Origin of the sequence: Variovorax sp. UMC13, assembly GCF_014170375.1 — a bacterium.
Lineage (GTDB): Bacteria > Pseudomonadota > Gammaproteobacteria > Burkholderiales > Burkholderiaceae_C > Variovorax.
The window spans coordinates 304927-330970 of record NZ_LZZW01000031.1; the positions used below are offsets into that span (position 1 = coordinate 304927).

Annotated in this window: 28 protein-coding genes; 17 read left to right on the forward strand and 11 right to left on the reverse strand. The window is 70.7% G+C overall.

Translation table 11 applies throughout. From position 1 onward, the window contains the following. Positions 1-12: 12 nt before the first annotated feature. From A9977_RS26470 to A9977_RS26485, 4 genes are read right to left on the reverse strand one after another with little or no spacing between them, the layout of a single operon-like run. Complete coding sequence (locus A9977_RS26470) at positions 13-957, reverse strand: ABC transporter permease (protein WP_183027771.1); 945 nt, start codon at positions 955-957, stop codon at positions 13-15. Beyond that, complete coding sequence (locus tag A9977_RS26475; protein ID WP_183027772.1) at positions 954-1919, reverse strand: ABC transporter permease; 966 nt, start codon at positions 1917-1919, stop codon at positions 954-956. Before A9977_RS26475 ends, A9977_RS26470 begins: the two co-directional genes overlap by 4 nt. Next, positions 1916-3439 (reverse strand): sugar ABC transporter ATP-binding protein, encoded by a 1524-nt coding sequence (locus A9977_RS26480; RefSeq protein WP_220812090.1) that lies wholly within the window; start codon positions 3437-3439, stop codon positions 1916-1918. Before A9977_RS26480 ends, A9977_RS26475 begins: the two co-directional genes overlap by 4 nt. Then, the gene (locus tag A9977_RS26485) at positions 3436-4821 is read right to left on the reverse strand and encodes an NAD-dependent succinate-semialdehyde dehydrogenase (RefSeq protein ID WP_183027773.1); all 1386 of its coding nucleotides are present in this window, start codon (positions 4819-4821) and stop codon (positions 3436-3438) included. Before A9977_RS26485 ends, A9977_RS26480 begins: the two co-directional genes overlap by 4 nt. A gap of 189 nt (positions 4822-5010) precedes the next feature. Between A9977_RS26485 and A9977_RS26490 the strand changes: the two genes are divergently transcribed. Beyond that, on the forward strand, positions 5011-6354 hold the full coding sequence (locus A9977_RS26490) for a substrate-binding domain-containing protein (RefSeq protein ID WP_183027774.1): 1344 nt from the start codon (positions 5011-5013) through the stop codon (positions 6352-6354). Positions 6355-6370: 16 nt separating this feature from the next. Next, positions 6371-7024: a hypothetical protein gene (locus tag A9977_RS26495; protein ID WP_183027775.1), complete on the forward strand. Its 654-nt coding sequence runs from the start codon at positions 6371-6373 to the stop codon at positions 7022-7024. Between the two features lie 13 nt (positions 7025-7037). On the opposite strand, the gene A9977_RS26500 is transcribed toward A9977_RS26495, so the two are convergent. Genes A9977_RS26500 through A9977_RS26510 form a run of 3 tightly spaced genes read right to left on the reverse strand, consistent with a single transcriptional unit; the run spans position 7038 to position 10883 of the window. Then, entirely contained in the window at positions 7038-9257 is a 2220-nt protein-coding gene (locus A9977_RS26500; RefSeq protein ID WP_183027776.1) for a xanthine dehydrogenase family protein molybdopterin-binding subunit, read from the reverse strand. A 2-nt stretch (positions 9258-9259) separates the two neighbouring features. Beyond that, positions 9260-10255, reverse strand: a complete 996-nt coding sequence (locus A9977_RS26505) for a xanthine dehydrogenase family protein subunit M (RefSeq protein ID WP_183027777.1) — start codon at positions 10253-10255, stop codon at positions 9260-9262. Continuing rightward, a complete protein-coding gene (locus A9977_RS26510; protein WP_183027778.1) occupies positions 10248-10883 on the reverse strand; it encodes a (2Fe-2S)-binding protein in 636 nt (211 codons plus the stop codon). Before A9977_RS26510 ends, A9977_RS26505 begins: the two co-directional genes overlap by 8 nt. A 115-nt stretch (positions 10884-10998) precedes the next feature. Here A9977_RS26510 and A9977_RS26515 point away from each other — a divergent pair, with 115 nt between their 5' ends. Both A9977_RS26515 and A9977_RS26520 read left to right on the forward strand, forming a co-directional pair. Continuing rightward, on the forward strand, positions 10999-11907 hold the full coding sequence (locus A9977_RS26515; RefSeq protein WP_183027779.1) for a LysR family transcriptional regulator: 909 nt from the start codon (positions 10999-11001) through the stop codon (positions 11905-11907). An 86-nt stretch (positions 11908-11993) separates the two neighbouring features. Then, positions 11994-12575, forward strand: a complete 582-nt coding sequence (locus tag A9977_RS26520; RefSeq protein ID WP_183027780.1) for a lipocalin family protein — start codon at positions 11994-11996, stop codon at positions 12573-12575. On the opposite strand, the gene A9977_RS26525 is transcribed toward A9977_RS26520, so the two are convergent. After that, positions 12572-12730, reverse strand: a complete 159-nt coding sequence (locus A9977_RS26525; RefSeq protein ID WP_183027781.1) for a hypothetical protein — start codon at positions 12728-12730, stop codon at positions 12572-12574. The genes A9977_RS26520 and A9977_RS26525 overlap by 4 nt on opposite strands. On the opposite strand from A9977_RS26525, the gene A9977_RS26530 reads away from it, so the two are divergent. The 3 genes from A9977_RS26530 (at position 12729) to A9977_RS26540 (ending at position 14516) form a co-directional block, all read left to right on the forward strand. Beyond that, positions 12729-13019, forward strand: coding sequence for a DUF1330 domain-containing protein (locus A9977_RS26530; RefSeq protein ID WP_183027782.1), 291 nt, complete (start codon positions 12729-12731; stop codon positions 13017-13019). The genes A9977_RS26525 and A9977_RS26530 overlap by 2 nt on opposite strands. A 60-nt stretch (positions 13020-13079) precedes the next feature. After that, on the forward strand, positions 13080-13748 hold the full coding sequence (locus A9977_RS26535) for a glutathione S-transferase family protein (protein ID WP_183027783.1): 669 nt from the start codon (positions 13080-13082) through the stop codon (positions 13746-13748). Positions 13749-14033: 285 nt separating this feature from the next. Further along, positions 14034-14516: a GreA/GreB family elongation factor gene (locus tag A9977_RS26540; RefSeq protein ID WP_183027948.1), complete on the forward strand. Its 483-nt coding sequence runs from the start codon at positions 14034-14036 to the stop codon at positions 14514-14516. Positions 14517-14624: 108 nt separating this feature from the next. On the opposite strand, the gene A9977_RS26545 is transcribed toward A9977_RS26540, so the two are convergent. Both A9977_RS26545 and A9977_RS26550 read right to left on the reverse strand, forming a co-directional pair. Beyond that, positions 14625-15185: a dihydrofolate reductase family protein gene (locus A9977_RS26545; RefSeq protein ID WP_183027784.1), complete on the reverse strand. Its 561-nt coding sequence runs from the start codon at positions 15183-15185 to the stop codon at positions 14625-14627. 103 nt (positions 15186-15288) lie between these two features. Further along, the gene (locus A9977_RS26550) at positions 15289-16038 is read right to left on the reverse strand and encodes a sulfite exporter TauE/SafE family protein (protein WP_183027785.1); all 750 of its coding nucleotides are present in this window, start codon (positions 16036-16038) and stop codon (positions 15289-15291) included. A gap of 115 nt (positions 16039-16153) precedes the next feature. Between A9977_RS26550 and A9977_RS26555 the strand changes: the two genes are divergently transcribed. The 3 genes from A9977_RS26555 (at position 16154) to A9977_RS26565 (ending at position 18746) form a co-directional block, all read left to right on the forward strand. Further along, positions 16154-17104, forward strand: a complete 951-nt coding sequence (locus tag A9977_RS26555; RefSeq protein ID WP_183027786.1) for a LysR substrate-binding domain-containing protein — start codon at positions 16154-16156, stop codon at positions 17102-17104. Between the two features lie 148 nt (positions 17105-17252). Next, a complete protein-coding gene (locus A9977_RS26560) occupies positions 17253-18050 on the forward strand; it encodes a CPBP family intramembrane glutamic endopeptidase (RefSeq protein WP_183027787.1) in 798 nt (265 codons plus the stop codon). Between the two features lie 81 nt (positions 18051-18131). After that, entirely contained in the window at positions 18132-18746 is a 615-nt protein-coding gene (locus A9977_RS26565; RefSeq protein WP_259652155.1) for a sugar O-acetyltransferase, read from the forward strand. Positions 18747-18761: 15 nt separating this feature from the next. Here A9977_RS26565 and A9977_RS26570 read toward each other — a convergent pair whose 3' ends face one another. Then, complete coding sequence (locus tag A9977_RS26570; RefSeq protein WP_183027788.1) at positions 18762-20531, reverse strand: oleate hydratase; 1770 nt, start codon at positions 20529-20531, stop codon at positions 18762-18764. Positions 20532-20773: 242 nt separating this feature from the next. Between A9977_RS26570 and A9977_RS26575 the strand changes: the two genes are divergently transcribed. From A9977_RS26575 to azu, 7 genes are all read left to right on the forward strand, one after another. Next, the gene (locus A9977_RS26575; protein WP_220812092.1) at positions 20774-22150 is read left to right on the forward strand and encodes a diguanylate cyclase domain-containing protein; all 1377 of its coding nucleotides are present in this window, start codon (positions 20774-20776) and stop codon (positions 22148-22150) included. Positions 22151-22239: 89 nt separating this feature from the next. Beyond that, positions 22240-22857, forward strand: coding sequence for a phosphatidylcholine/phosphatidylserine synthase (locus tag A9977_RS26580; RefSeq protein WP_259652156.1), 618 nt, complete (start codon positions 22240-22242; stop codon positions 22855-22857). Positions 22858-22872: 15 nt separating this feature from the next. Continuing rightward, on the forward strand, positions 22873-23460 hold the full coding sequence (locus A9977_RS26585) for a glutathione S-transferase family protein (RefSeq protein WP_183027789.1): 588 nt from the start codon (positions 22873-22875) through the stop codon (positions 23458-23460). A 10-nt stretch (positions 23461-23470) separates the two neighbouring features. Beyond that, positions 23471-24118, forward strand: coding sequence for a histidine phosphatase family protein (locus A9977_RS26590; RefSeq protein WP_183027790.1), 648 nt, complete (start codon positions 23471-23473; stop codon positions 24116-24118). 20 nt (positions 24119-24138) lie between these two features. Beyond that, the gene (locus tag A9977_RS26595) at positions 24139-25110 is read left to right on the forward strand and encodes a DnaJ C-terminal domain-containing protein (protein ID WP_183027791.1); all 972 of its coding nucleotides are present in this window, start codon (positions 24139-24141) and stop codon (positions 25108-25110) included. A 5-nt stretch (positions 25111-25115) separates the two neighbouring features. Next, positions 25116-25445 carry a chaperone modulator CbpM gene (locus A9977_RS26600; RefSeq protein WP_183027792.1) on the forward strand — a complete coding sequence of 110 codons (330 nt, stop codon included), beginning with the start codon at positions 25116-25118 and terminating at the stop codon, positions 25443-25445. A 127-nt stretch (positions 25446-25572) separates the two neighbouring features. Then, positions 25573-26022: an azurin gene (gene azu / locus A9977_RS26605; RefSeq protein ID WP_183027793.1), complete on the forward strand. Its 450-nt coding sequence runs from the start codon at positions 25573-25575 to the stop codon at positions 26020-26022. Positions 26023-26044 lie beyond the last annotated feature (22 nt).

Consider the following 26044-nt stretch of genomic DNA (forward strand, 5'->3'; position numbering starts at 1 on the left):
GAGGCCTCCGTGTTAGCGGCGCTGGTGGCGCCAGGCCGTGAGGGCCGCGGCGCCGATCAGGATCAGCCCCTGCACAGCCACCCGCAGCGGCTCGGAGAAGCCCAGCAGGTTGAGCACGGTGAACAGCGTGTAGAGCGTGAGCGCGCCGATGCAGGCGCCCGGGATCGAGCCGCGCCCGCCCAGCAGCACCACGCCGCCGATCACGGCCGCGGCGATGGCCTGCAGGTCGTAGCCCGTGCCGACATCGACCGACACGCCCGAGAAGCCGCCCAGCAGGATGCCCGCCGTGACGGCCGACAGCGAAGACAGCACGAAGGCCGCCACCCGCACCCGCCGCACCGGCGCGCCCGCGAGCTCGGCCGCCACCGGGTTGTCGCCGATCATCAGCACCAGCCGGCCGAAGTTGGTGCGATGCATCAGCCAGTGGTACAGCGCGACGAAGCCCACCAGCACGATCACCGCGATGGGCAGCGTGCCGGTGATGGGCATGTCGCGCAGCACGCCGCGGCCCAGGTAGCGCAGGTTGGGCGGCAGGTAGCCCGAGGGCGCCCCGCCCGACCAGACCATGGCCAGGCCCTTGATCGACAGCAGCCCGCCCAGCGTCGCGATGATCGAGGGCACCTTGAGCTGGGTGACGATCAGGCCGTTGAGCAGGCCCACCGCCAGGCCCATGCCGTAGACCGCGGCCACGGCGGTCCAGGTCATCGACGGATCGCCGTTGGTGATCAGCGCGCAGCCGATCACCACCAGCGTGATCAGCGCGCCCGAGGACAGGTCGAAGCCGCCGGCGATCAGCACGAAGGACGCGCCGCAGGTCAGGATCACCAGCGGTGCCGCGCGCTGCAGGAAGCTCATGAAGCCCGGCGCCGTCTGGTAGAGCGGGCTCATGCACACCATCGTGGCCAACAGCACGAGCAGCAGCACCAGCGCCGGATTTACTTTGCGGAGCCGCTTCATGCGACATGCCCCTTGTTGCGGAAGGTGTAGACCCCGACCGCCATGACCACGATCAGCCCGCGCAGCACCTGGCTCAGGAAGGCGTCGATCTGCAGCATGTTGAACACCGCGTCGAGGGTGGCGAACACGAACACGCCCGCCATGGTGCCGGCGATGCTGCCGCGCCCGCCGGCCAGCAGGGTGCCGCCGATGACCACGGCCGCGATCGAGTCGAGGTCGTAGCCGCCGTCGCGGCCGACCCAGGGCGTGCCCGCCCCCAGCCAGCTCGCGAGGTAGAGCCCGGCCAGGCCGGACATCAGGCCCGCCACCGCATGCGCGCCGATGGTCACGCGCGCGGTGCGGATGCCCGCGAGCCGCGCGCTGTCGGCGTTGCCGCCCACCGCGAACAGGTGCGCGCCCGCCACCGTGCGCGTGAGCGCCAGGGCCGCCGCGACCGCAACCGCCCCCAGCACCAGCACCGCGATCGGCACGCCGGCCACGCTGCCATAGGCCAGCGCCTGGTAGGCCTTGGGCACCTGGCCCTGCAACGAGGTGAAGGCCACGGTGAGCACGCCCTGCAGCACTAGGCCCACGCCCAGCGTCGCGATCAGCGGGCTCACGCCCAGCCGCGCGACCAGCAGGCCGTTGACCATGCCGACCGCGGCGGCCACGCCGAGCACGCCCACCACCGCATAGCCGATGGCACCGGTGTCGCCCTGCATGAAGTACGACGCGAGCACCGCGCTCACGCTGATCAGGTTGGCCACCGACAGGTCGATCGAGCCGGCCAGGATCACGAAGTTCTGGCCCAGCGCCACCAGGCCCAGCGCGACCATGCGCTGCACCAGGCCCATCACGCCGGCCAGCGTGAGCTGCGCATGCTGGCCGGTCGCGATCGCGGTGCCGACGTAGACGCAGGCCGAGATCGCGACCAGCGTGATCGGGATCAGGTGGCGGCGCGCGAAATGCGGTTGCGCGCTCATGCCGGCGCCCCTTCGGCCACGTCGTGCCGCACGGCCTGCGCAATGACGGCCTCTTCGGACGCACCCCGCGGCAGCTGCGCCACGATGCGCCCCAGCGCCATCACGCAGATGCGGTCGCACAGGCCGATGATCTCGGCCACGTCCGAGGACACCACCAGCACCGCGCCGCCCGCGTCGGCGTAGTCGCGCAGCAGCCGGTAGATGGTGGCCTTGGCGCCCACGTCGATGCCGCGCGTGGGTTCGCAGACGATCCACAGGCGCGGCTCGCGCGCCATCCAGCGGGCGACTATCACCTTCTGCTGGTTGCCGCCCGAGAGCGCGCCCACCGGCATCTCGAAATCGGCGGCGCGCACCTCCACCTTGTTCAGCAGCGCATCGATGCGGCTGCGGGCGCGTTGCGCACTCGCAGCACCCGCGAATGGCCCGGCCAGCGCACGCAGCGTGAGCGCCGCGTTGTCGCGCAGCGATTGCTGCAGGCCCAGGCCCTCGCGCTTGCGGTCGTCGGGCAGGTAGCCGATGCCGCGCCGCGCTGCCTCGCGCGGGCTGCGGGCCGCGCCCTTGCCGTCCCAGGCGCGCACCGTGCCGCGGGTGAAGCGGCGCTCGCCGTAGAGCGCGCGCGCCAGCTCGACCTTGCCCGAGGCTTCCAGCCCCGCGACGCCCACGATCTCGCCCGCATGCAGGCGCAGGTCGATGCCGTGCAGCCGGTCGTTGCCGCCCTGCTCGACCGCCAGCACCTCGGCGCCCGGCGGCTGCGCGGCCGCGGGCGGATAGAAGTCGCTGAGCTCGCGCCCCACCATCAGCCGCACGATGCGGTCGACCGTGGCCTCGGCGGCCGGCAGCGTGGCCATCAACTGGCCGTCCTTGATGACCGAGATGTCGTCGGCCAGTGCCATCACCTCGGCCATGCGGTGCGAGATGTAGAGCATGGCCACGCCCGCGCGGCGCAGCTCGGCGATCAGGTCGAAGAGCTTCTGCGACTCGACGTCGTCGAGCGCGGCCGTGGGTTCGTCGAGCACCAGGATGCGCGCGTCCAGCGACACCGCCTTGGCGATCTCGACCATCTGCTGTTCGGCCACCGAGAGCCGGCCGCATTCGGTGCGCGGGTCGATGTGGCAGCCGACCCGGCGCAGGGCCGCCTCGGCGCCGGCGTTCATCGCCTGCGTGTCGATCACGCCCCAGCGCGCGGGCTCGTGGCCCAGGAAGATGTTCTGGGCCACCGTGCGGTGCGGCAGCAGCGCGAGCTCCTGGTGGATGATCGCGATGCCGGCGCGGCGCGCCTCCGACGGGTGGCCGAAGCGCACGGCCTGGCCGTCGATCCGGATCTCGCCGCCATCGGGCGCATGGATGCCGCCCAGCACCTTCATCAGCGTGGACTTGCCCGCGCCGTTCTCGCCGCAGATCGCATGCACCTGGCCGGCGCGGCACTGCAGGCTCACCTCGCGCAGCACGGTGACGGCGCCGAAGACCTTGCGGATCGCGCGCATCTCCAGCCGCGGCGCGTTGTCGTGTGGAGCGCTCACCCCACGAAGACCAGCTTGGCGTTGGTCAGCTCGCGTGCGCCCAGCGCGCCGAGTTCGCGGCCGAAGCCCGAGCCCTTGACGCCGCCGAAGGACGCCCGCGGGTCCGAGCGCACGAAGTCGTTGATGAACACCGCGCCCGCTTCCACCGCCGAGGCAAGCTTGTGCGCACGCTCGAGGTCGCGGCTCCAGATCGTCGCGCCCAGGCCGAACTCGGTGGCGTTGGCCAGCGCGATGGCTTCTTCGTCGGTCCTGAAGGTGAACAGCAACGCGACCGGGCCGAAGATCTCTTCCTGCACGATGGGCGCATCGTGCGACAGGCCCGCGATCACGGTGGGTGGGTAGAAATTGCCCGGGCCCTCGCCGGGCTGGCCGCCGCACAGCAGCGTGCCCCCTTGGGCCAGCGCGGCCTGCACCTGCGCATGCACGCTCTCGCGCAGGTCGGCGCGCGCCAGCGGGCCCAGTTGCGTGTCGGGCTGCAGCGGGTCGCCCATGCGCAGCGCCGAGGCGCGCGCGACGAAGGCCGCTTGGAACTTCTCGGCGATGGCCTCGTGAATGAAGAAGCGCTTGGCCGCGATGCAGCTCTGCGCGTTGTTGGAAAAACGCGAGGTCACGGCCAGCTGCACCGCGCGCTCGAAGTCCGCGTCCTCGCAGACGATGAAGGGGTCGGAGCCGCCCAGTTCGAGCACGGCCTTCTTGCCATGGGCACCCGCTTCCGCCGCCACCGCGCGGCCGGCCTGCGTGCTGCCGGTGACGGTCACGCTGCGCACGCGCGGGTCTGCCACCACGGCCGCCACCGCGCCGCGGCGGATCGCCAGGTTCAGGTACAGGCCGGGCGGCGCGCCGGCGTCGAGCACCAGCTGCTCCAGCGCACGGGCGCAGCCCTGCACCGTCTCGGCATGCTTGACCAGCACGGTGTTGCCCGCCAGCGCGGTGGGGATGAAGAAGCGCAGCACCTGCCAGAAGGGCAGGTTCCAGGGCATGACCGCGAACACCGGGCCCAGGGATTCGTAGACCACCCGGGCGTTCATGCCCTCGATGGGCACGGGCGCCAGGTAGGCCGGGCCCTGGTCGGCGAAGTGGCGCGCACCCAGGGCGGCCTTCTTCACCTCGGCGATGGCCTCGCCGATGGGCTTGCCCATCTCGGTGGTGATGAGGCGGCCGTAGGTCTCGGCGCGCTGCTCGAGCAGGTCGCCCAGGCGGTGCAGCATCGCGCTGCGCTCGGCCATGGGCGTGCGCGACCAGGTCTTCCAGGTGGCGTGGGACTGCGCGACGCGGGCTTCGATCTCGGCCGAATCGTGGCCGGTGCTGGCCTCGATCAGTGCGCCGGTGGCGGGGTTGTGCGATTGGAAGACGGCGGGCTGGATGTCGGTAGGAAGGGCCATGGGATCGGGTCGCTCGGGGCGGTGTTCAGGGGATGCGTAGTGTTCCCAGTGCCCCCTGCCCTCTCAACGCCTATCCGCAGCGCTTATTCCAGCCGACGAGAAAAATAGGGTTAGCCCCGAGCTTTCTATTCCACATAGGGAGAAAACTCAGGCCCATGGAAGATTCGCTTGGCTAAAGTCAGGCCCACCATGCAAAGCTTCGAGCGCATCGCCAACCTCCTGTCCAGCTTCGGCGAGGGCCAGGCGGAACTGCCGCTGGCCACGCTGCTGGCGCGCAGCGGCATCCCGCAGTCCTCGGGCTACAAGCTGGTCAACGCGCTGGTGGACGAGGGCTTCCTGCAGCGGCCGGCGCGCGGCATGCTCGCGCTGGGCCCGGCGGCCGCGGCCTTCTTCTTCGCGCCGCTGCGGGCCCTGGCGCCCGCCGGCGACCCGAGCATCTCGGGCGGCGTGCGCCACTACCCCGACGCCAGCGGCCGCGGCATGCCGCGCATGGCGCAGTGGAACCCGAACCTGCTCGACCTGGTGTCGACCACCCGCTTCCGGCGCGAGCCGCCCTTCGTGATCGGTTTCGCCAACGCCTCGAGCTCCAGCCCCTGGCGCGTGGCCATGGCGCGCAGCCTGATGGCCGCGGCGCAGCGCCAGCGCGACGTGGTCTCGCGCGTGATGGTGCGCGACGCCAGGGACGACCCGCGCCGCCAGATCGAGCAGCTGGCCGAGATGCGCGCGGAGCGCATGGACCTGTGCATCCTCAGCGCGGCCGCCAGCGACCACCCCGAGCTGCTGGCCGCGGTGCGCGGGCTCGGCGCCGCGGGCATCCCGGTGATCGGCGTCGACCGCCTCTGCGGCCAGCCCGAGGACATGGTGTCCTTCGTGACGGCGTCGGACGTGCTGGTCGGCCGCATGAGCGCGCTGTGGCTGGTCGAGCACCTGGGCGGCCGCGGCCGCATCCTGATGCTCTGCGGCCGCGAGGACGCGAGCCCCTGCCGGCTGCGGCTGCAGGCCGCGATGGAGATCCTGGGCCTGCATCCGGACATCGAGGTGGTGGCGATCGAGTTCACCAACTGGGAGGCCAGCCTGGGCCATGCGATCGTGCAGCGCCACCTGGCCGAGGGCACGAAGTTCGACGGCGTGTGGTGCGACTCGGGCCTGCAGGGCGTGGGCTCGCTGCGCGCCTTCACCGAGGCCGGCTACAAGCGCGGCACCATCCCGCCGCACACCGGGGGCGAGGTCAACCTGATGTACAAGCTGGCCTTCCACCACAAGATCCCGCTGTGCGGCGTCGACTACCCCGCGGCCATGGGCGCGCTGAGCTTCCAGACCGCGCTCGACACGCTGTTCGGCCGCCAGGTGCCGCGCCGCGTCGAGGCCAACCTCGAGATCGTGATCTCGCGCGGCCACGAGACCGCCTCGGTCAAGGCCGACCTGTTCGCCGAGGAAAAGGTGCGCTGGGACCGCGAGGACGAATACGTGCACGCCTCGGGCTGGATACCCAGCAGCACCACGCCGAACGGGCGCAAGCCCTTCTTCGTGTGAACGCGGGGCCGGCCTGATGTCCGCGGCCTGGGCCACCGAAGCCGTCACGCGCTTTCGCGACATCCTCGCGCTGGTGTCGCGCGAGCAGGTGCGCACGGCCTACGAGATCGCGGTGCGGCTCAAGCTGCCGGTGAGTTCGACCTACCTCACGGTGACGGAGCTGGAACGCCTGTCCTGCCTGGCGCGCGACGAGAGCGGCTACCTGCTGGTGGGCATCCGGCCGCAGCAGATGGCGCTCGACGCGCTGGGCTTCCAGGTGGCGGCGCAGCGCCTGGCGCCGCTGGTGCGCCACCTGCGCGACCAGTCGGGCGAGACGGTGTTCATGGCCAGCATGGCCGAGATCCTGACGGTGGGCACCGTGGCCATGGGCTTCAACCCCGGGCACCTGGTGGTGCAGTCCTTCCAGACCTATCGCTATGCGACCGCGCCCCCGCCCTCGGAGCTGACGCGGCCCGGCGTGTTCGAGCTCACGCTGGCCACCAACGCGCAGTACGGCGACCATGGCGGGCTGGTGAACCTGATGGCGCTGCAGCTCGCGCGCTCGAGCTCCAGCGCGCACCCCGCCACGCTGGCGGTGGGCGTGGCACGGCCCGAGGGCGACTTCCGCGACGCGGCGCACATCGCGCGCAAGCTGCTCGAACTCAAGGCCTTCTTCGATTCGCCGGGCTGATGGCGCAGCGCCGCTACAGCAGGTCCTCGAGCATCAGCGGCAGCCGCCGCAAGCGCTTGCCGGTCGCATGGAACACCGCGTTCACGATGGCCGGCGCCACCCCCACCATCGCCACCTCGCCTAGGCCCTTGACGCCCAGCGCGTTGAGCCGCGTGTCGGGCTTGCCCACGAAGTCGACCTCGATGCGGCCGATGTCGGCCGCCACCGGCAGCACGTACTCGGCCAGGTCGGCGTTGAGGAAACCGCCGTAGCGCGCATCGACCTCGCTGACCTCGCGCAGCGCGGCACCGATGCCCCAGACCACGCCGCCCTCGACCTGGCTGCGCGCGGTGCGCGGGCTGGCGACGATGCCGCAGTCGGCCACGCTGACCACGCGCGGCACGCGGATGCGGCGCGTGGTGGGCTCGATGCGCACCTCGACGAAATGCGCGATGAAGCTGAAGCCCACGAAGTCCGGGTACACCGGCCCGGCGGCCGCGGGCAGGCCGCCGGTCAGCCGGCCGAACACCTGCTCGGGCTGGCCCGGCGCGCGCCGGCGGCTCTCGGCTTCTGCGAAGGCGCGGCCCGAGGCACGCAGCAGCGACAGCGCCGTGACGCCCGCCTCGCCGGCCGCGGCGCCCGCGTGCTGCCGCAGGTCGTCCATCAGCCGCTGCGCGGCTTCCTGCACCGGCGGCAACGCGGTGGCCGTGCCCCAGGAACCGGCCGTCAGGTGCTGCGGCGCGGCCGTGGTGTCGCCCAGCAGGATCTCGACCGCGGCCACCGGCGCGCCGAGGGCGCGCGCCACCGTCACCGCGATGGCGGTGCGCATGCCCTGCCCCATCTCGTGGCCGCCCACCGCCACCCGCACCGTGCCGTTGCTGCGCAGGCGCACGGTGGCGATGGCCGGCGCCATGGCCGCCTTGTAGGTGCCGATGGCCACGCCCCAGCCGACCTGGCTGCCGTCGGGCGCGCGCATCGAGCCCGGCGCCATCGTGCGGCGGGCCCAGCCGAAGATCTCGCTGCCCTTCACCAGGCACTCGGCCACGTGGCGCGAGGAGAAGGGCTTGCCGGTCAGCGGGTCGGCCGCGGCGTCGTTGGCCAGCCGCAGCGCCACCGGGTCGCGGTCGAGCGCGTAGGCCATCTCGTCGATCGCGCTCTCGAAGGCGAAGGCCGCGGGATGTTCGAAGGGTGCGCGCATGTAGCCCGGCGTCTGCACATCGGTGCGCACCAGCCGCTCGCGCCCGAGGAAATGGTCGATGCCGTACAGCCGCGACGTGATCTCGGTGCCCATCGAGGGGAACAGGTCGTGGCGCGAGCTCTGCTGGTCGATCTCGTGGACCGCCGCCAGCAAGCGGCCATTCCGGTCGGCGCCCAGCCGCACGCGGTGCCGGCTGGCCGGGCGGAAGCTGGCGTTGTGGAACAGCTGCGCGCGCGTCATCACCAGCTTGACCGGACGCCCCAGCATGCGCGCCGCGATCGCCACCAGCGCGGTGTGCGACTGCAGCGAGTTCTTCTGGCCGAAGCCGCCGCCCAGCGAGGGCGAGCGCACGCGCACCCTGGCGGCATCGAGGCCCAGCTGCTTCGCGACGCCGTGCCGCACGCCCTCGGCGTTCTGCGTGGGCTCGTGGATCGTGAGCACGCCCTCGCTGTCCCACTCGGCCACGGTGGCGATGATCTCCATCGGGTTCTGGTGCTGGGCCGGCAGCGTGTAGCGCAGGTCCACCGTCACGGCCGCGCCGGCCAGCGCGCCCTCGGGATCGCCCACGCGGCGGTCGGCGAACATCGGCTGCGGCAGCACCGCGGTCTGCGCCAGCGGCTCGGCCTCGGGCGCGTCGAGCGTGGCGACGAAGGGCGCGGCTTCGTACGCCACCACCACCAGCGCGGCCGCCTCGCGCGCGGCCTCGAGCGTGTCGGCCACCACCATCGCGACGCTCTGGCCGCGGTAGGCGATCTGCGCCGAGCGCAGCGGATAGACGCTCTGGAAGCCGAAGCCGCCGCCCATCAGGAAGCCGCCGCTGTCGAAGGCGCCGACGTTCTCGTGCGTGAGCACCGCGCGCACGCCGCGCACGCGCTGCGCGGCCGCCGTGTCGATGCCGGTGATGCGGCCGCGCGCGATGCGCGAAGGCACCAGCGCCGCATGCAGCAGCCCGGGGCGCGTGTCGTCGGCCGCGTAGCGCGTGGCGCCGCGCACCTTGTCGTGCGCGTCGACGCGCTCGGTGCCGGCGCGCGGGGTGTTCTTGATCGTCGTTGCCATCGTCAGCTCCTGTCCTTGGCCAGCATGAGCGCATCGGTCACGGTCTCGATGCCCAGCGCCACCTTGAACGCGTTGTGTTCCAGCGGCTGTGCGCCCGCGAAAGCCAGCTCGGCCGCGCGCCGTGCGGCCGCGCGCGTGAGCGGCAGCCCGCGCAGGCTGCGCTCGGCCTCGGTGGCGCGCCAGGGCCGCGTGGCCACGCCGCCCAGCGCGATGCGCGCATCGGCCACGCGCTGGCCCTGCAGGTGCACGGCCACCGCGGCCGAGGCCAGCGCGAAGGCATAGGACTCGCGGTCGCGGATCTTGTGGTACGTCGAGGCCCGGCCCACCGGCCCGCGCGGGATGCGGATCCGCACAATCAGTTCGTCGGCCGCCAGCACCGTCTCGAGGTGCGGCGTGGCGCCCGGCGCGCGGTGCAGCTCGCGCACCGGCACCGTGCGCTCGCCGCGCGGGCTCAGCGTGTCGACCACCGCGTCGAAGGCCGTGAGCGCGACCGCCATGTCGCCGGGATAGACCGCCACGCAGGCCTCGCTGCCGCCCAGCACCGCATGGCCGCGGTTCTGCCCGCCGAGGGCCGCGCAGCCGCTGCCGGGCTGGCGCTTGTTGCAGGCGAACTCGGGGCCGCCGCGGAAGTAGGCGCAGCGCGTGCGCTGCAGCAGGTTGCCGCCTACGGTCGCCATGTTGCGCAACTGCTGCGAGGCGGCCTTCCAGAGCGACTCCGACAGGGCCGGGAATTCACGCAGCACCACCGCGTGCTCGGCCACCTCGCTCATGGCCGCGAGCGCGCCGATGCGCAGCTCGCCGCGCTCGCTCGCATCGATGCGGGCCAGCCCCTCGATGCGCGTGACGTCGATCACCGTGGCCGGCGCTTCCACGCCCAGCTTCATCAGGTCGAACAGCGTGGTGCCGCCCGCGAAGTAGCGCGCACCGGTCGGCTGCCGGGCGAACAGCTGCACGGCCTCGCCGGTGCTGCGCGGGCGGAGGTAGGCGAAGTCACGCATGGCGCAGGCCCTCCCGGTGCAGCATCTGCGGCGCGGCTTCGCGGATCGCCTCGAGGATGCCCGCGTAGGCGCCGCAGCGGCAGAGGTTGCCGCTCATGTACTCGCGGATCTGCGCGTCGCTGGTGGCATGGCCTTCGCGCACGCAGGCGATGGCCGCCATCACCTGGCCCGGCGTGCAGTAGCCGCACTGCAGCGCGTCGTGGTCGACGAAGGCCTGCTGCATCGGGTGCAGCGTGCCGTCGGCCGACTCGATGCCTTCGATGGTGGTGACGGCGCAGCCGTCGGCCTTGACGGCGAGCGTGAGGCAGGAGGCCACGCGCCGGCCGTCGAGGTGCACCGTGCAGGCGCCGCACTGGCCGTGGTCGCAGCCCTTCTTGGCGCCGGTCAGGCCCAGCTGCTCGCGCAGCACATCGAGCAGCGAGGCGCGCGGTTCCAGCATCAGCGCGTGCGGCTGGCCGTTGACGCTGACCTGCGTGGGCTGCGTGCCGGCATGAGCGGTCGGAGGCGCATCCGGCGCCGCAGCCGCGTGCGGGGTCACGGCCACGCCGGCACCGGCCGCGGTGCTCATCATGAAGGTGCGCCGGTTCAGCTGGGGCGCTGCCGGGGGCGGTGTGGAGGGATGGTTCATCGGGGCCTCTGGGGTGGATGCGGCACGAGTCTCTCTATTCGCACCGGTGGGATAAAGGCCCAAAACTCGCCAATACAATCCAACCCACCTCAACAATCAGCTTGAGAAGGACGCCATGGACCGCTTCGATGCCATGCAACTTTTCACCCGCATCGTCGAGCTCGGCAGCTTCACGCAGGCCGCCCATGCCCTCGACATCCCGCGCGCCACCGCCACCCATGCGCTCAAGGCGCTCGAGGCCCGGCTGCAGGTGCGGCTGCTCGAACGCACCACGCGCCAGGTGCGCACCACGGTCGACGGCCAGGCCTTCTACGAGCGTTGCCGCCACCTGCTGCGCGACCTGGAGGACGCCGAATCCTCGCTGGCGCAGCTGGCGGTCAGCCCGCGCGGGCGGCTGCGCATCGACATCCACGGCGCCGCCGCGAACGACCTGCTGCTGCCGCGCATCGGCGAGTTCCATGCGCGCTATCCGCACATCGAGATGGTGATGGGCAGCGGCGACCGGCTGGTGGACCTGGTGCGCGAGGGCGTGGACTGCGTGGTGCGCGGCGGCGAGCCGCGCGATTCGTCGCTGGTCACGCGCCGGCTCGCGCTCGTGCCGCAGGTGACCTGCGCCAGCCCGGCCTACCTCGCAGTCCATGGCACGCCGCTGCAGCCCGCCGACCTGGCGCGGCACCTGGGCGTGAACTTCTTCTCCGCCGCGCGGCCCGACGTCTTTCCCTACCTGTTCGAGGTCGACGGCAAGGTGGAAGAGCACACGCTGCAGGGCTGGATCAGCGTCAACGGCGCCGACAGCTACAAGCTCTGCGCCGAGCAGGGCTGCGGGATCATCCAGGTGCCGCGCTACGGCATCGAGCGGCAGTTGCGCGAAGGCACGCTGGTCGAGATCCTGGCCCACACGCCCTGCCCGCCCATGGTCCATTCGGTGCTGTACCCGCACCACCGGCAGCTCTCGCCGCGGGTGCGGGTGTTCATCGACTGGGTGACGGCGATCTATGCCGAGCGCTTCGGCGCGCTGAAGTAGCGGCGGCGGCCCTCGCTCTGGCGGCATCGTCCGACGCCGGGGACGCCGCGGCTCCGGTAGCTTGCGCAGCATTCCAGGAGCCCGCCATGACCCGAAGCCTGCGCCAGACCCTCACCCGCCCGCCCGTCCTGATCGCCGTGGCGCTGGCCGCCGCACTGGTCGTCGCGGGCTGCGCCACCTCGTCGAGGTCGACGATCCCGCCGGTCGCGCAGGTGGACCTGCAGCGCTTCATGGGCGACTGGTACGTGATCGGCAACATCCCGACCCGGCCCGAGCGCGAGGCCTTCAACGCGGTGGAGTCGTACACGCTCCAGCCCGACGGCCGGATCGCGACGCGCTTCCGCTACCGCGAGGGCGCCTTCGACGGCGAAGTGAAGACGATGCACCCCGAAGGCACGGTGGTGCCGGGCACAGGCAACGCGGTGTGGGGCATGCAGTTCATCTGGCCGATCAAGGCCGAGTACGTGATCGTCGACATCGACCCCGACTACCAGCTCACCATCGTCGGGCGCAGCGACCGCGACTACGCCTGGATCATGGCGCGCACGCCGACCATCCCCGAACCGCGCTACCAGGCGGCGGTGGCGCGGCTGGTGGCGCTGGGCTACAGCACCGACAAGCTGCGCCGCGTACCGCAGCGGTGGCCGGAGCCGACGGGCACGCCCTAGAAATCCCTCGTCGCCGACAGCTGCGCGACGGGCCGGGCGCCATCTTCTTCCAGGTCTGGCAAGATCCGGCCAGAAGCGGCACCGCGCGCGTCGCTGCCTGCGACCGAGCCGATGCGGGCTTCCGTTTTTTCCAACACCAAAAGAGAGATCACCATGGCAAAAGCCTACTGGGTCAGTGCGTACCGTGCGGTCAAGGACGCCGACAAACTTGCAGCCTATGCAGCGTTGGCCGGCCCGGCCATCACCGCCGGCGGCGGACGCTTCCTGGCCCGGGGACTGCCGGCCGAGGTCTACGAGTTCGGCCTGGCCCAGCGCACGGTGCTGATCGAATTCGACAGCGTCGCGCAGGCGAAGTCCGTGCACGACAGTGCCGCCTACCAGGCCGCGCTTGATGCGTTGGGCGACGGCGCCGAGCGGGACCTGCGGATCGTCGAAGGCGTGTGAGGCGCGCCGGTTGAAACGTGCAGGCGATCACGGCGCAACGACCCGATGACATCCGAGCGCATGCAATTGTTCACCGGCCCGCTCAGCATGTTCGGCGCCAAGGCCGAGATCGCGGCGCTCGAGAAAGGGCTGGCCTTCGAGCGCGTGATGGTGCCCTTCGACCGTGACGACCGCTACGCGCCACGCCACCCCGAGGTGCTGCGCATCAACCCCAAGCAGCAGGTGCCGGTGCTGATCCACGGGGCCGTCGAGCTCTTCGACTCGACGCAGATCTTCGAGTACTTCGAAGACCTGAAGCCGCACCCTGCCCTCTGGCCGAGCGGCGCGGCGGCGCGTGCCCAGGCACGCAAGCTCGAGCACCTGGCCGACGAGGTCTTCTTTCCCAACGTCGTCCAGCTGTTCGGCCTGCAGGAAGCGATGCAGAGCGCCCCCGCCATCGCAGCCTGCGCGGCGTGTGCGCGGCACTACGAGGCGATGGAGGGGCTGCTCGCCGGGCAGGACCACCTCGCGGGTGACTATTCCTACGCCGACATCGCCCTGTACATGGCCCACGTGTTCGCGGACCGCAAGGGCGCCGGCATGACCGAGGCCACGCCGCGCCTGGTCGCCTGGCGTGAACGCGTCGGCCAGCGCGTGGCGGTGCGCAAGGTGGTCGGACCGATGATGAAGTTCCTGGCTTCGCAGGGCCGGCCGGTGCCGCGCTTCCTCCAATCGCACCTCTCTGCTTGAACGGAGGGGGTTCGCGTTTTTTCGCGAGAAGGAAAAGGCCTGACGCGCTTCACCTGCGCGTTGCAAGCTCGCGACCCGCGGGTCCTCGCGAGGGCGCTTGATACCATCGACCAGCCTCACCGCAGCGAGGTCGTCTGGGTTGAAGCCGCGCCCGCGCACGCTTGAAGGCACCCGGCCACAAGCGTCCTAGCTGAAGTCAACCCGTGGCAACAGAAGCGTCCAAAGCTTCTGCCGCCCTTCATAGTCCCAACCTGTCCCCGCTTGTTCGAGATGCCGACCTTTGTCATGGATAAATTCCTGCTGCAACAGCAGGTGCTGGAACGGCTCGCCGAAGACCTGCTGCAAGCTGAACAGGCCGTGCGGGCAGCCCATGAGACGGCGACGCACGAAGAAAACATCGCCGAAAACAAATACGACACATTGGGACTCGAAGCCGCCTACCTGGCCACCGGCCAGGCTCGGCGCGCCGAAGCCATACGCCAGGCGATGGCCAATTGGCGCCAATTCCGCCCGCGTCCCTACGACGCCATCCAAGGCATACAGCTCGGCTCGCTGGTCTGCCTGGTCGATTCCGACGACAAGCAGCACCAGTTCTTTATCGGCCCGGATGGGGGCAGCATGAAGTTGGTCAGTGGCGCTCAGCGGGTTCAGGTCATCAGCAGCGAAGCCCCTTTGGCGAGGGCCATCCAGGGCAAATGCGAGGGTGACGAGGTGTCCTTGCAGATCGCCCCCCACCGACAGCAGTTCGAGGTGCTGCGGGTTCTTTGAGCCGCAAGCGGTTCACACCGAATGGGCAGCGCTCGGCAGACGTGCAGGCGTCCCAGCGCTTCCGGTCCGCGGCGGGCCGCGCATCAGCCCGTCCGCTGCAAGCGATGGTCAGCCGCGCGCGCGCCGGTAGTGCATCGCGACCGCGCCGTTGCGCAGCGGCTTCGCCGAGACCAGCGCCAGCCGTCGCGTGCCGGGCAGCCCGTTCTGGTACAGCGTCGGGCCGTGGCCGGCGATCCTGGGGTGGACGAGGAATCTGTACTCGTCGATCAGGTCCAGCCGGTCCAGCGCGTTCGCGAGCTTGGCGCTGCCGAGCAGCACGCCGGCCGGGGTCGCGTCCTTGAGCTGTTGCACGCCCGTTCGCAGGTCGCCGGGGACGCGATGGCTGTGGGCCCAGGGGAAGTCCGTTCGCGTCGACGACACGACGTACTTCGGCTGGGTCTCCAGCTTGAGCGCCCATTCGCGCACCGTCGGCGGCGCCGCCACATCGCCGCGGGCAACCGCCGGCCAGTGGCTCTCCATCATCTCGTAGGTGGTGCGGCCCCACAGCATCGCGCCACTCTCCTCCATGAGGCGGAGGAAGAAGGCGTGCGTCTCGTCGTCGGCGATGCCCTCCTGGTGGTCGACGCAGCCGTCCAGGGTGAGGTTGAGGCTGAAGGTGAGCAGTCCCATGCGAGTCTCCTGCGAGGTGGGCGGCACCGTGAATGCGCGTCCGTGGCCGACTGTAGCCGCTCGCGATGCAGGCACCGTCGCGCTCGGTTCCCTTCACCCATCGCTACCGCGTCAGCAGCCTCGGCAAGGCCGCGGCCAGCAGCACGACACCCGACACGGTCAGCAGCCCCAGCACCAGTTGCCGGAAGCGCGCTTCGCTGATGCCCACATAGAGCCGCGCGCCCAGCAGCGTGGGCACCAGCATGGCCGGCGCCACGATGGCGAACATCGGCAGCATCTCCCGCGTGACGATGCCGGTGGCCACGTAGGTCGCCATGGTCACCGCCAGCATCGACAGATTGAAGTTCTGGATCACCGCGCGCTGGGCGTCCTTGTCGAAGCCGCGCAGCGTGCACCACAGCGTGGGCAAGGTGCCGGTGAAGCCGCCGATGCCGCCCATCACGCCGCCGGCCAGGCCCACCGCGCCATCGGCCAGCCGGCCGCCGAAGCGGATGCGCGGCAGCCGCTTCGCCATCAGCATGGCCGGGCACCAGACGATGAGCAGGCCGCCCAGCACCGCCTTGAACGCGTCCACGTCCAGGCGCGGCAGCAGCCACACGCCCATGGGCACGCCCGCCAGGCCGCCCAGCACGAAGGGCAGCAGCCGCTGGACATCGAAGCCGCGCCGCACCGAGACGGCCGCGATGACCTGGCCGGTCAGCGCGCCGAACACCGCCAGCACGGCCGCCAGGCGCGGCTCCAGCGCCCAGGCCCAGAAGGACATGGCCACCAGCCCGAAGGCGAAGCCCGACAGGCCCTGCACGAAACCGGCGACCACCGCCCCCAGTGCCACGATGAAATAGATCGACTCCATGCCCCTGTCCGCTCCTGTGTGTCTTGCAATGGCGATGCCGCATTGTGGCCAGGGGGCATAAGCTGATCATTCGAATTGCGTATCGAGGCATCATGATTTCCTCATGACCTCGACAATGACCTCCTCCTCCGACGACATCCAGGCGCGGCTCGCCTCCCGGCTCAAGATGCGCCACCTGCAGCTGCTGCGCCTGATCGCGCAGCACGGCTCGCTCACCCGCGTGGCCGAGCACATGGCGACCAGCCAGCCAGCCGTGACGCACGCGCTGGCCGAACTCGAGGCGATGTTCGGCGCGCCGCTGTTCACGCGCTCGGCGCGCGGCATGGCGCCGACGGCGCTGGGCGAGGTGGCGCTGAGCCGTGCCCAGGCCATGCTGCAGGACCTGGGCCATTGGGTGCGCGACATGGAGGCCGCGCGTGCCGGCCGCGCCGCGCACCTGCAGGTGGGCGTGATCCCCTTCATCCCGGGTCGCCTGCTGGCCCAGGCCATCGGCCGCACCCGGCCGCAGGACCGGGGCATCACGGTGACGATCCACGAAGGCACCAGCGACCACCTGCTGGCCCGGCTGCGTGGCCATGAACTCGACTGCGTGATCGGCCGCAGCTCGGCCGTGCTGGCCATGGACGGCCTGGTGCACGAGGTGCTCTACGAACAGGAGCCGCGGCTGGTGGCGCACCGGCGCCTGGCGACGCGGCTGGGCCGCAAGCCGCTGTCCTGGCCCGAGCTGGCGCAGCTGGACTGGGTGCTGGGCCAGCGCAACACGCCCATGCGCGAGCAGATCACCGACTTCTTCTTGCGCGCGGGCGTGGCCCCGCCCGCGCCCATGGTGGAGAGCCTGTCGGCCAAGGTGATCGGCGAACTGATCGCGGCCAATGAACGGGCCGTGTCCATCGTGCCGGCCGACATCGCCGAGGAACTGGCCCGCCTGGCGGGTGTGGGCGTGGTCGACCATCGCTTCGGCTGGACCCTGCCGCCCGTGACGCTGTTCCGGCGCGCCGAAGCCTCGCTGCGCGAAGCCGATGCGTTGTTCGTGCAGGCGTTGCGCGCGGTGTGCGGCGCGCGGTGATGCGCTTCGCGGCCTCTGTGCCTGCGACCTGATTCGCTAAAATCTACCAATATGGTCTGTTTTTATCGATATTGGTTTACATTACGGACGCGCTGACGCCAGGGGCACCGGGCCCCTGCATGCGATCCGGGCGCGCGAAGAACCGCCAATGACCGACAAGACCGATATCCGCCCCGTCCTGCGCGTACCACCCTCCGTGTGGCGCGGCGTCGGGATCTGCCTCGCCTACGCGGCGGTGTTCTACGCCGCCTTCGTGTGGGTCGGCATCGACTACGCACGCATCGGCGAGAGCGCCCAGACCCTGCGGACCTGGCTGCTGCCCCCGACCCTCGCCGGCTTCGTGGTGGCGCTGGGCTCGGTCTGGGCTTATGGCTGGTGGCGCCCCGCGTTGACCGAGCGGCGCCGGCTGGCGCGCTGGGCCATGGTCGTACCCGCCCTCGCGGCGCTGGTGGCGGTGGGGAACATGCTGTTCGGCGACTACCGCAGCGTCACGCCCGAGATGTGGCTCTACCTCGTCGGCGGCTGCCTCGTGGTCGGCTTCAACGAGGAGATGGTCCACCGCGGCACGCTGATCGTCGCGCTGCGCAGCCGCTTCGGCGAGACCGGCGTGTGGCTGCTGTCGACCGCGATGTTCGCGCTGTTCCACCTGCCCAACCTCTTCTTCGGCATCGGCGCGCTGGCGATCGTGCAGGTGTTCATCGCCTTCGGCATGGGATCGGTGTTCTACCTGGCGCGTCGCACCACCGGCTCGCTGGTCCCGGCCATGCTGCTGCATGCCCTGTGGGACCTGTCGGTGTTCTCCGCCCATGTGCCCTACAGCGGCCTGCTGGCACCGCTGCTCGGGATCGCCGCCGTGGTCGTGGTCCTCCGGGTGCTGGCCCGCGAGCGGCGCGAGGACGCGGCCCATCGGGTCGCCATCACGCGCTGGCTGAGAAAGGCCGGTTGACGGGATGCCTCACCCTTTTCCCTGCCTCGCGGGGGGCCAAGGCCGTCCCGCCTCCGGCGCGGCCATGAGAGCATTCCGCGGATGCACAGCCCCACCCCGCCGTCCCTCGACCTGCAGCGGCAGTTCGCCCACATGCAGAGCGGACAGATGTACAACGACCTGACGGCGGAACTGATCGCCGCGCGCCAGCAGGCCGTGCTGTTGACCAACGCCTACAACCAGTCCTTCTCGCGCCCCGCCGCCGAGCGGGAAGCCCTGCTGGCTGAGCTTCTGGGATCGGTCGGCCGCGGCGTGCATTTCGAGCCCACATTCCGCTGCGAGTTCGGGCGCAACATCCACATCGGCAACAACTTCTACGCCAACTTCGATTGCGTGATGCTCGACGGCGGCGGGATCTTCATCGGCGACGACGTGCTGCTGGCGCCGCGCGTGGGCATCTACACCAGCAACCACGCGCTCGACCCCGCGGAGCGCGCGGCGGGCGGCTGCCGCGCCAAGCCGGTGCGGATCGGGCACCGCGTGTGGATCGGCGCCGGCGTGCACCTGAACCCCGGCGTCACGATCGGCGAGGGTTCGATCGTCGGCTCGGGCAGCGTGGTCACGAGCGACATCCCCGCGGGCGTGATCGCCGCCGGCGCGCCCTGCCGGGTCCTGCGTGCGATCACGGACCAGGACCGCACGGGCTACAGGCCCTGAGGCCGCCGGCCGCCCTCAGTCGTCGGCCACCAGCTTGAACTCCCGCAGCAGCGCGCCGACCTGGATGCTGTCGAGCTTCTTCATCAGCAGGTGGCGCAGGAAGGCCGGGCCGGGGATCTCGATCTCCTTGCCGTCGCGCAGGCGGCCGGTCGCGGCCAGCAGGGTGCGGATGTCGTAGGTCGAGTTGAACACCTCCGGCACGCCGCGCTCCACGCCCAGCAGCGTGTAGACGGCTTCCATCGGCGTGCGCACCGAGTACTCGGTGGTGAAGATGCAGTCGCGCTGTTTCGACTCGGCGAACTGGCCGATGAAGGCGAAGTTGGCGGCCCCCTCGGGCACCACGTCCGGCCGGTCGCCCGCCTGGCGCGGCATGAAGAAGGCCGTGATGTAGGGCATCATCACCGGCACGGTCTTGGCGCCTGTCGCCGCCAGTTCGGCGATGTCCTCGACCGGCACGCCCAGGTGGTAGAGCCATTCCTGGGTGATCTCCTCGCCCGTGCAGTCCTGCATCGGCTTCTTCACATGGTCGCCGGGCGTGTCCACGAACAGTGCATAGACCCAGACCACGATCTGGTCCTTGGGCTGGCGCTTGAAATGCGGCTGCCGGTTCACGGTCCAGCTCATCAGCCAGGCCGAGTCCCGGGCGCTGACGATGCCGCCGGTCACGACCTTGCCGCTGAACGGGTCGCGCTTGGCGATCTTCCGGATGTACTGCGGAATCCGCGCATCGAGCGTGGTGACGGTGGCCGACTCCCATTTGGTTTCAGGGATGTGCGCGCCGAACACGTCGGGCCGGCCGAAGGCGCGGTCCTTGGCGGCGATGCGGCGCCACAGGTCCCAGGCAGGCGCCGGGCCTTCGTCGAGCTTGGCGGGCGTGTGGTGGTCGCCGCTGTCGGAGTTCTCGGTCAGCGAGCCGATGGTCATGAACACCAGATCGTCGGGCCCCAGGTCGACTCCGCCCGCAACGCCGTCCTTCGTCCAGTGGATGCGCGTGGCCTGCTTGCGCGCGGCGGCGATGTCGAAATCGACGTCGGTGACCTCGGTGCCGTACTGGAACATCACGCCTTTCTCCTGCAGCCACGCGACCAGCGGCAGCACCAGCGATTCGTACTGGTTGAATTTGGTGAACTTGAGCGCGGAGAAATCCGGCAGGCCGCCGATGTGGTGGATGAAGCGGTGCAGGTACAGCTTCATCTCCAGCGCCGAATGCCACTCCTCGAAGGCGAACATGGTGCGCCAGTAGAGCCAGAAGTTGCTGGCGAGGAAGTCCTGCCCCAGAACTTCATCGATGCGCTTGTTCTCCATCTCCTCGCGGGTGGCCAGGAACAGCTGGACGATCTCCTTCTGCGCCTGCTCGCTGAGCGTGAACAGGCCGTCGGTACGGGCGTCCTCGCCCCGGTTCACCGTGGCGCGCTGCAGGGAGTAGTTCGGGTCGTCCTTGTCGAGCCAGTAGAACTCGTCGAGCACGCTCGCGCCCTCGACTTCGAGCGAGGGAATCGAGCGGAACAGGTCCCACAGGCATTCGAAGTGGTTCTCCATCTCGCGCCCGCCGCGGATCACGAAGCCCTTCTTCGGCACCTCGAGCCCGTCGAGCGCGCCGCCGGGCAGCGCGAGCCGCTCGAGGATGGTGATCCGGTTCCCGAGCATGTGCCCGTCGCGGATCAGGAAGGCCGCGCCCGCCAGCGCCGCCAGGCCCGAGCCGACGAACCATGCGGTCTTGTTCTCCACGCCGCCGGGTTTGCGCGGCCGGGCGAAGGCCTCGTAGTTGCCACTGCTGTAGTACATGCCTGTGTGTCCTTCGCCGCTTCGCGCGGCCGTTGCGCTGCGGAAGAATCTTAGGCGCCTTCGCACGCCGCGACGGCGCGCGGCGCCCGGATCTGCGTCGCCCTTGATCTGGCGCAAGGGTCCTGGGAAACAGGCGGCGGCGGCGGCCGGGCAGCGGGTGCGGCATGATGCGCTCCTGCGTTGGCACGACATGTGCGTCCTGCGGCTGCATCCGCTCCTTTGCCCTTTCCGCGACCCTGTCCATGAACCGCCACGGCGCCGACTTCCTCCACACCGTCATGGACCTGCTGGTCGACGCCATCTGCGTGGTCGACGGGTCGGGCCGCTTCGTCTTCCTGAGCGCGGCCTGCGAGCGAATCTTCGGCTACACCGCCCAGGAGATGGTCGGCCAGCCGATGATCGATTTCGTCTGGCCCGAGGACCGCGCCCGGACGCTCGAAGGCGTGGACAAGGTCATCGCCGGCACCCAGGACCCGCATTTCGAGAACCGCTACCGCCGCAAGGACGGGCGCCCGGTCTACATCATGTGGTCGGCCCGCTGGTCGGAAGCCGACCAGGTGCGGGTGGCCGTGGCACGCGACGTGACCGAGCGCCGGCGCGCCGAATCGATGCGCGCCGCGCTGTACGCGGTGTCCGAGGCCGCGCACACGGCCGAGGACCTGGTCGCGCTGTTCGAGCGCGTGCACCGGATCGTCGGCGGCCTGCTGCCCGCGCTCAACTTCTTCGTCGCGCTCTACGACGAGGCCACCGACGCGCTCACGTTCCCCTACTACGTCGACACCCACCACACGCCCCCCGCGCCGCTGACCCTGAGCGCGGGCACGCTGAGCGCCGAGGTGATCCGCAGCGGCCAGCCGCTGCTGCTGCGCTCCGACATCCCGACCCCGCTGCCGGCGCGCGTGAAGCTCGACGTCGGCAAGGGCTCGCTCGACTGGCTGGGCGTGCCGCTGCGCACCCAGCAGGGCACGATCGGCGTGCTGGTGGTGCAGAGCTACTCGGGCGACGAGCGCTACACCGACGCCGACGTGGAGCTGCTGCAGTTCGTCTCGGACCAGGTCGCGACCGCGATCGAGCGCAAGCGCCGCGAGACCTGGCTGCGGCACATCGCGCGCCACGATCCGCTGACCGACCTGCCCAACCGCGCATTGCTGCACGACCGCATGGAGGCCGCGCTGCAGCGCGCACGCACCCGCGCCTCGCGCTTCGCGGTGCTCTACCTCGACCTGGACATGTTCAAGCAGGTCAACGACAGCTTCGGTCACGCGGTGGGCGACCTGCTGCTGCAGGAAACCGCCCTGCGGCTGCGCCATTGCGTGGGCGCGGCCGACACCGTCGGGCGCATCGGCGGCGACGAGTTCCTGGTGCTGCTGGACAACGACCATTCCGCGGGCCAGGCCATGGCCGTGGCCGGCCGCATCCTGAGCGTGCTGCGCCTGCCCTTCATGCTGGCCGCGCGCCAGCTGCAGGTCTCGCCCAGCATCGGGATCGCGCTGTACCCCGAGCACGGCGACGACTACAAGCAGCTGATCCGTTACGCCGACGAGGCGATGTACGCGGCCAAGAAGTCGGGCGGCAACCGCGTGCTGCTGACCCGCAGCGGGGCCGAGACGCCGGATTGAGCCTACAAGGCGCGCGCGCCGATTGCGCTAAGGTGCGGCGATGCGACCGCCGACCGGCGGCCCGAACCCCGCACCGAGGACACCGCCCCATGCCACGCCAGCACTTCTCCATGATCCGCGGCTTCCACCTGGCCGACGTGTTCACGCTGGGCAACGCGGCCTGCGGCGTCGGCGCGGTCTTCCTCGCGATGGCCTACATGGCCAAGCCCTCGCTCTCGCATTTCCTCTGGGCCGCGGCGCTGGCCCCCGCGGCCTTCGTGTTCGACGTGTTCGACGGCCGCATCGCGCGCTGGCGCCAGACCCACTCGGCGCTCGGGCGCGAACTCGACTCGCTGGCCGACGTGATCTCCTTCGGCGTCGCGCCCGCTGCGCTGGCCTTCGCGGCCGGCCTGGACGGCGGCTGGGACTGCCTGGTGCTGGTCTATTTCGTCTGCTGCGGCGTGAGCCGGCTGGCGCGCTACAACGTCACGGCGGAGGCGCTGTCCGAGGGCGCCGACAAGGTCAAGTACTTCGAAGGCACGCCGATCCCGACCAGCGTGGTGCTGGTGGGCGTGCTCGCCTGGTCGGCATGGCAGGGCCGCGTGGGCGATGCGGTGTGGGGCGGCGCCTGGATGCTGGGCCCGTGGCAGCTGCATCCGCTGGTCCTGCTGTTCGCGCTGTCGGGCACGCTGATGGTGAGCAAGACGCTGCGCATTCCCAAACTCTGACCCCAGGAGACCGCGATGAAGCTCTACTTCAACCCGTACAGCCGGGCGCTGATCGCCAAATGGATGCTCGACGAGGCCGGCGTGCCCTACGAGATCGTGCCCATCGACTTCAAGAAGAAGGAACACAAGACGTCGGCCTTCCGCGCCATCAACCCCGCGGGCAAGCTGCCGGCGCTGGTCGACGGCAAGGCGCGGGTGTTCGAGAACCCGGCCATCGCGCTCTACATCGCAGAGAAATATCCGCAGGCCAGGCTCGCGCCGCCGCTGGGCACGCCCGAACGCGGCCGCTATCTCTCGCTGATGGTCTACGCCACCGCGCAACTCGAGCCCTCGCTGAGCGACGAACTGCTGGACCTGGAGACGCCGGATGCGCGCGGCTGGAACGACTACGCCATCGTCACCGACGTGGTCGAACGCGAACTCGGCGAGGGCCCCTACCTGTTCGGCGCGCGCTTCAGCGCCGCCGACGTGATGATCGGCTCGATGTTCATCTGGCAACGCATGATGGGCCGGCGCTCGGGCAGTGCGAAGATCGACGTCTACGTTGACCGTCTGCTGGCGCGTCCCCACGCCATGAAGATCGGCCGGCCCTCTTCCTCCTGACCCCAGCCCCATGAGCACCACCACCGCGCATTTCACCCAGCAGCATCCCGCCGGCTTCGACGAACTGGTCCGCCTGGCCGCCGCCGAGCCCATCGCGCCGGCCTGCGACCACTTCTACTTCCTGCGCCACGGCCAGACCGGCCGCAACGCGTCGCGCATCTTCCAGGCCGTCGACGAGCCGCTGAGCGAACTGGGCCAGCAGCAGGCCGTGCTGGCCGCCGAGCGCCTGACCGGCGAGCCGATCCGCACCATCGTCTGCAGCGACGCGCGCCGCGCCTTCGACACCGCCCACACCGTGGCCGCCAGCCTGCGCATCGTGCCGCTGGCGCGCGAGGACCTGCGCGAGCGCCATTTCGGCGCGCTGATCGGCACCTCCTCGGTGAACCTCGACTGGGCCTGCGCGCCCGAGGGCGGCGAGACGCTGGCGCAGTTCGTCGACCGCAAGCGCGCGGCGCTCAACCTGGCGCTGGCGCAGCCGGGCCCGGTGCTGGTGGTGGCGCACGGCGGCACGCTGTACGTGCTGGCCGCGCTGCTGGGCGTGACGATCGAGCCGGCCATCCTGGGCAATGCGCAGCCGCTGCGCTTCGAGCGTGTCGACGGCCGCTGGCAGGTGGAACCCCTGCTCGCGCGCACCGGCGACGCTGCCGCCCTGGCCTGATCACCTCGCCGGACACCGCCATGGACTTCAAGGACTACTACAAGGTGCTCGGGGTCGAGCGCGGTGCCTCCGACGACGAGGTGCGCAAGGCCTACCGCCGGCTGGCGCGCAAGTACCACCCCGACGTCAGCAAGGAAGCCGACGCCGAGCACAGGATGCGCGACCTCAACGAGGCCAAGGACGTGCTGGCCGACAAGGAAAAGCGCGCGGCCTACGATGCGCTGGCCGACCGGGTCGCGCGCGGCGGCAGCCCCGGCGGCGACTTCCAGCCGCCGCCCGGCTGGGACGAAGGCTTCGAATTCCACCGCGGTCCGCCGACCGGCGCCCACGGCCCGGCCGACCAGGCCGAGTTCAGCGAATTCTTCTCCTCGTTGTTCGGCGCCTCGGAGCGCCGCAGCGCCGCGCGCCAGAACTACCGCGCACGCGGCGAGGACCATCACGCCGCGATCGAGATCACGCTGGAAGAGGCGCTGCAGGGCGCCGAGCGCGAGATCTCGCTGCGCGGCATCGAGACCGGCGCCGACGGCCAGCCCGAATTCAAGACCCGCACGCTGAGCGTGAAGATCCCGGCCGGCGTGCATCCCGGCCAGTTCATCCGACTGGCCAAACAGGGCATGCCTGGCCACGGCGGCGAGCCGGCCGGCGACCTGTATCTCGAGGTGCGCATCGCGCCGCATGCGCGCTACCGCATCGAGGGCCGCGACCTCTACATGACGCTGCCGGTGACGCCCAGCGAGGCCGCGCTGGGCGCCTCGATCGAGGTGCCCGTGCCCGCCGGCGGCACGGTCGAGATCACCGTGCCGGCCAAGGCGCGCAGCGGCCTCAAGCTGCGGCTCAAGGGCCGCGGTTTCGCCGGCACGCCGCCCGGCGACCTCTACCTGCTGCTGGAGATCGCGCTGCCGCCCGCCGACAGCGACGCGGCCCGGCAGGCCTACGAACAACTGGCCGCGGCCAGCAGCGGCTTCAACCCGCGCCGCCACCTGGGAGTGTGAGCACCATGGCCCATGTTTCCGTCACGACGACCACCACCACCTTGAGCGCGGCCCACCCGCTGGCCGCGCGGGAGCTGGCGCACGCCTGCGGTGCCGGCATCGAATGGGTCGTGCAGCTGGTCGAGGTCGGCATCGTCTCGGTGCCTTCGCGCACCTTGCCGCCCGACGACTGGCGCTTCCAGAGCGCCGACCTGCAGCAGGCCCTGGCCGCGCGCCGGCTGGAGCGCGACTTCGGCGTCGACCTTGACGCGGCGGCGCTGATCCTCGACCTGCAGCACGAGCTGCGGCGCGCCAAGGCGCTGCTGCGCTCGCACGGGATCGAGCCGGGGACCTGAACGCCAGGGCCAGGCGGAATGGACGGCCCTTGATGCAGGTCAGACGAAGCCGCTACGCGCATTCGCACAATGCCTGTGATGCGGTGGGCACCTCGGCCCGCCGCCTTCTTCATCAGGAAACCCTCCCATGCTTCGCCCCCGCTTCGCCCTTGCCCTGCTCGCCTTCGCCGCCGCGCCCGCCTTCGCCGCCGACTGCACGATCGAGATCGAGGGCAACGACGCCATGCAGTTCAACCAGCCGGTGATCGAGGTCAGCAAAAGCTGCAAGGAATTCACCGTCAAGCTCAGGCACAGCGGCAAGCTGCCCAGGCAGGCCATGGGCCACAACTGGGTGTTGAGCAAGGCAGCCGACGTGCAGGCGGTCGCGAGCGACGGCATCGCGGCCGGCGCGGCGCAGAACTACGTGAAGGCCGGCGACGCGCGCGTGCTGGCCCACACCCGCATCGTCGGCGGCGGCGAGAGCGACAGCGTGAGCTTCGCGGTCGCGAAGCTGGACGCGGCCGGCAGCTACAGCTACTTCTGCTCCTTCCCCGGCCACTCCTCGCTCATGAAGGGCACGTTGAAGCTGGTGAAGTAAGGACGGCAGGCGGGTCCCGGGT

Excerpts from the sequence above, each read along its gene's own strand:
- A9977_RS26490 (WP_183027774.1), top strand. The coding sequence starts at position 5,011 with ATGCAAAGCTTCGAGCGCATCGCCAACCTCCTGTCCAGCTTCGGCGAG.
- A9977_RS26535 (WP_183027783.1), top strand. The coding sequence starts at position 13,080 with ATGCAATTGTTCACCGGCCCGCTCAGCATGTTCGGCGCCAAGGCCGAG.
- A9977_RS26575 (WP_220812092.1), top strand. The coding sequence starts at position 20,774 with ATGAACCGCCACGGCGCCGACTTCCTCCACACCGTCATGGACCTGCTG.
- A9977_RS26565 (WP_259652155.1), top strand. The coding sequence starts at position 18,132 with ATGCACAGCCCCACCCCGCCGTCCCTCGACCTGCAGCGGCAGTTCGCC.
- A9977_RS26560 (WP_183027787.1), top strand. The coding sequence starts at position 17,253 with ATGACCGACAAGACCGATATCCGCCCCGTCCTGCGCGTACCACCCTCC.
- A9977_RS26515 (WP_183027779.1), top strand. The coding sequence starts at position 10,999 with ATGGACCGCTTCGATGCCATGCAACTTTTCACCCGCATCGTCGAGCTC.
- A9977_RS26580 (WP_259652156.1), top strand. The coding sequence starts at position 22,240 with ATGCCACGCCAGCACTTCTCCATGATCCGCGGCTTCCACCTGGCCGAC.
- A9977_RS26545 (WP_183027784.1), bottom strand. The coding sequence starts at position 15,185 with ATGGGACTGCTCACCTTCAGCCTCAACCTCACCCTGGACGGCTGCGTC.
- azu (WP_183027793.1), top strand. The coding sequence starts at position 25,573 with ATGCTTCGCCCCCGCTTCGCCCTTGCCCTGCTCGCCTTCGCCGCCGCG.
- A9977_RS26485 (WP_183027773.1), bottom strand. The coding sequence starts at position 4,821 with ATGGCCCTTCCTACCGACATCCAGCCCGCCGTCTTCCAATCGCACAAC.
- A9977_RS26520 (WP_183027780.1), top strand. The coding sequence starts at position 11,994 with ATGACCCGAAGCCTGCGCCAGACCCTCACCCGCCCGCCCGTCCTGATC.
- A9977_RS26510 (WP_183027778.1), bottom strand. The coding sequence starts at position 10,883 with ATGAACCATCCCTCCACACCGCCCCCGGCAGCGCCCCAGCTGAACCGG.
- A9977_RS26540 (WP_183027948.1), top strand. The coding sequence starts at position 14,034 with ATGGATAAATTCCTGCTGCAACAGCAGGTGCTGGAACGGCTCGCCGAA.
- A9977_RS26470 (WP_183027771.1), bottom strand. The coding sequence starts at position 957 with ATGAAGCGGCTCCGCAAAGTAAATCCGGCGCTGGTGCTGCTGCTCGTG.
- A9977_RS26600 (WP_183027792.1), top strand. The coding sequence starts at position 25,116 with ATGGCCCATGTTTCCGTCACGACGACCACCACCACCTTGAGCGCGGCC.
- A9977_RS26555 (WP_183027786.1), top strand. The coding sequence starts at position 16,154 with ATGACCTCCTCCTCCGACGACATCCAGGCGCGGCTCGCCTCCCGGCTC.
- A9977_RS26585 (WP_183027789.1), top strand. The coding sequence starts at position 22,873 with ATGAAGCTCTACTTCAACCCGTACAGCCGGGCGCTGATCGCCAAATGG.
- A9977_RS26525 (WP_183027781.1), bottom strand. The coding sequence starts at position 12,730 with ATGGTGATCTCTCTTTTGGTGTTGGAAAAAACGGAAGCCCGCATCGGC.
- A9977_RS26595 (WP_183027791.1), top strand. The coding sequence starts at position 24,139 with ATGGACTTCAAGGACTACTACAAGGTGCTCGGGGTCGAGCGCGGTGCC.
- A9977_RS26550 (WP_183027785.1), bottom strand. The coding sequence starts at position 16,038 with ATGGAGTCGATCTATTTCATCGTGGCACTGGGGGCGGTGGTCGCCGGT.
- A9977_RS26590 (WP_183027790.1), top strand. The coding sequence starts at position 23,471 with ATGAGCACCACCACCGCGCATTTCACCCAGCAGCATCCCGCCGGCTTC.
- A9977_RS26530 (WP_183027782.1), top strand. The coding sequence starts at position 12,729 with ATGGCAAAAGCCTACTGGGTCAGTGCGTACCGTGCGGTCAAGGACGCC.
- A9977_RS26495 (WP_183027775.1), top strand. The coding sequence starts at position 6,371 with ATGTCCGCGGCCTGGGCCACCGAAGCCGTCACGCGCTTTCGCGACATC.
- A9977_RS26505 (WP_183027777.1), bottom strand. The coding sequence starts at position 10,255 with ATGCGTGACTTCGCCTACCTCCGCCCGCGCAGCACCGGCGAGGCCGTG.
- A9977_RS26475 (WP_183027772.1), bottom strand. The coding sequence starts at position 1,919 with ATGAGCGCGCAACCGCATTTCGCGCGCCGCCACCTGATCCCGATCACG.
- A9977_RS26570 (WP_183027788.1), bottom strand. The coding sequence starts at position 20,531 with ATGTACTACAGCAGTGGCAACTACGAGGCCTTCGCCCGGCCGCGCAAA.
- A9977_RS26500 (WP_183027776.1), bottom strand. The coding sequence starts at position 9,257 with ATGGCAACGACGATCAAGAACACCCCGCGCGCCGGCACCGAGCGCGTC.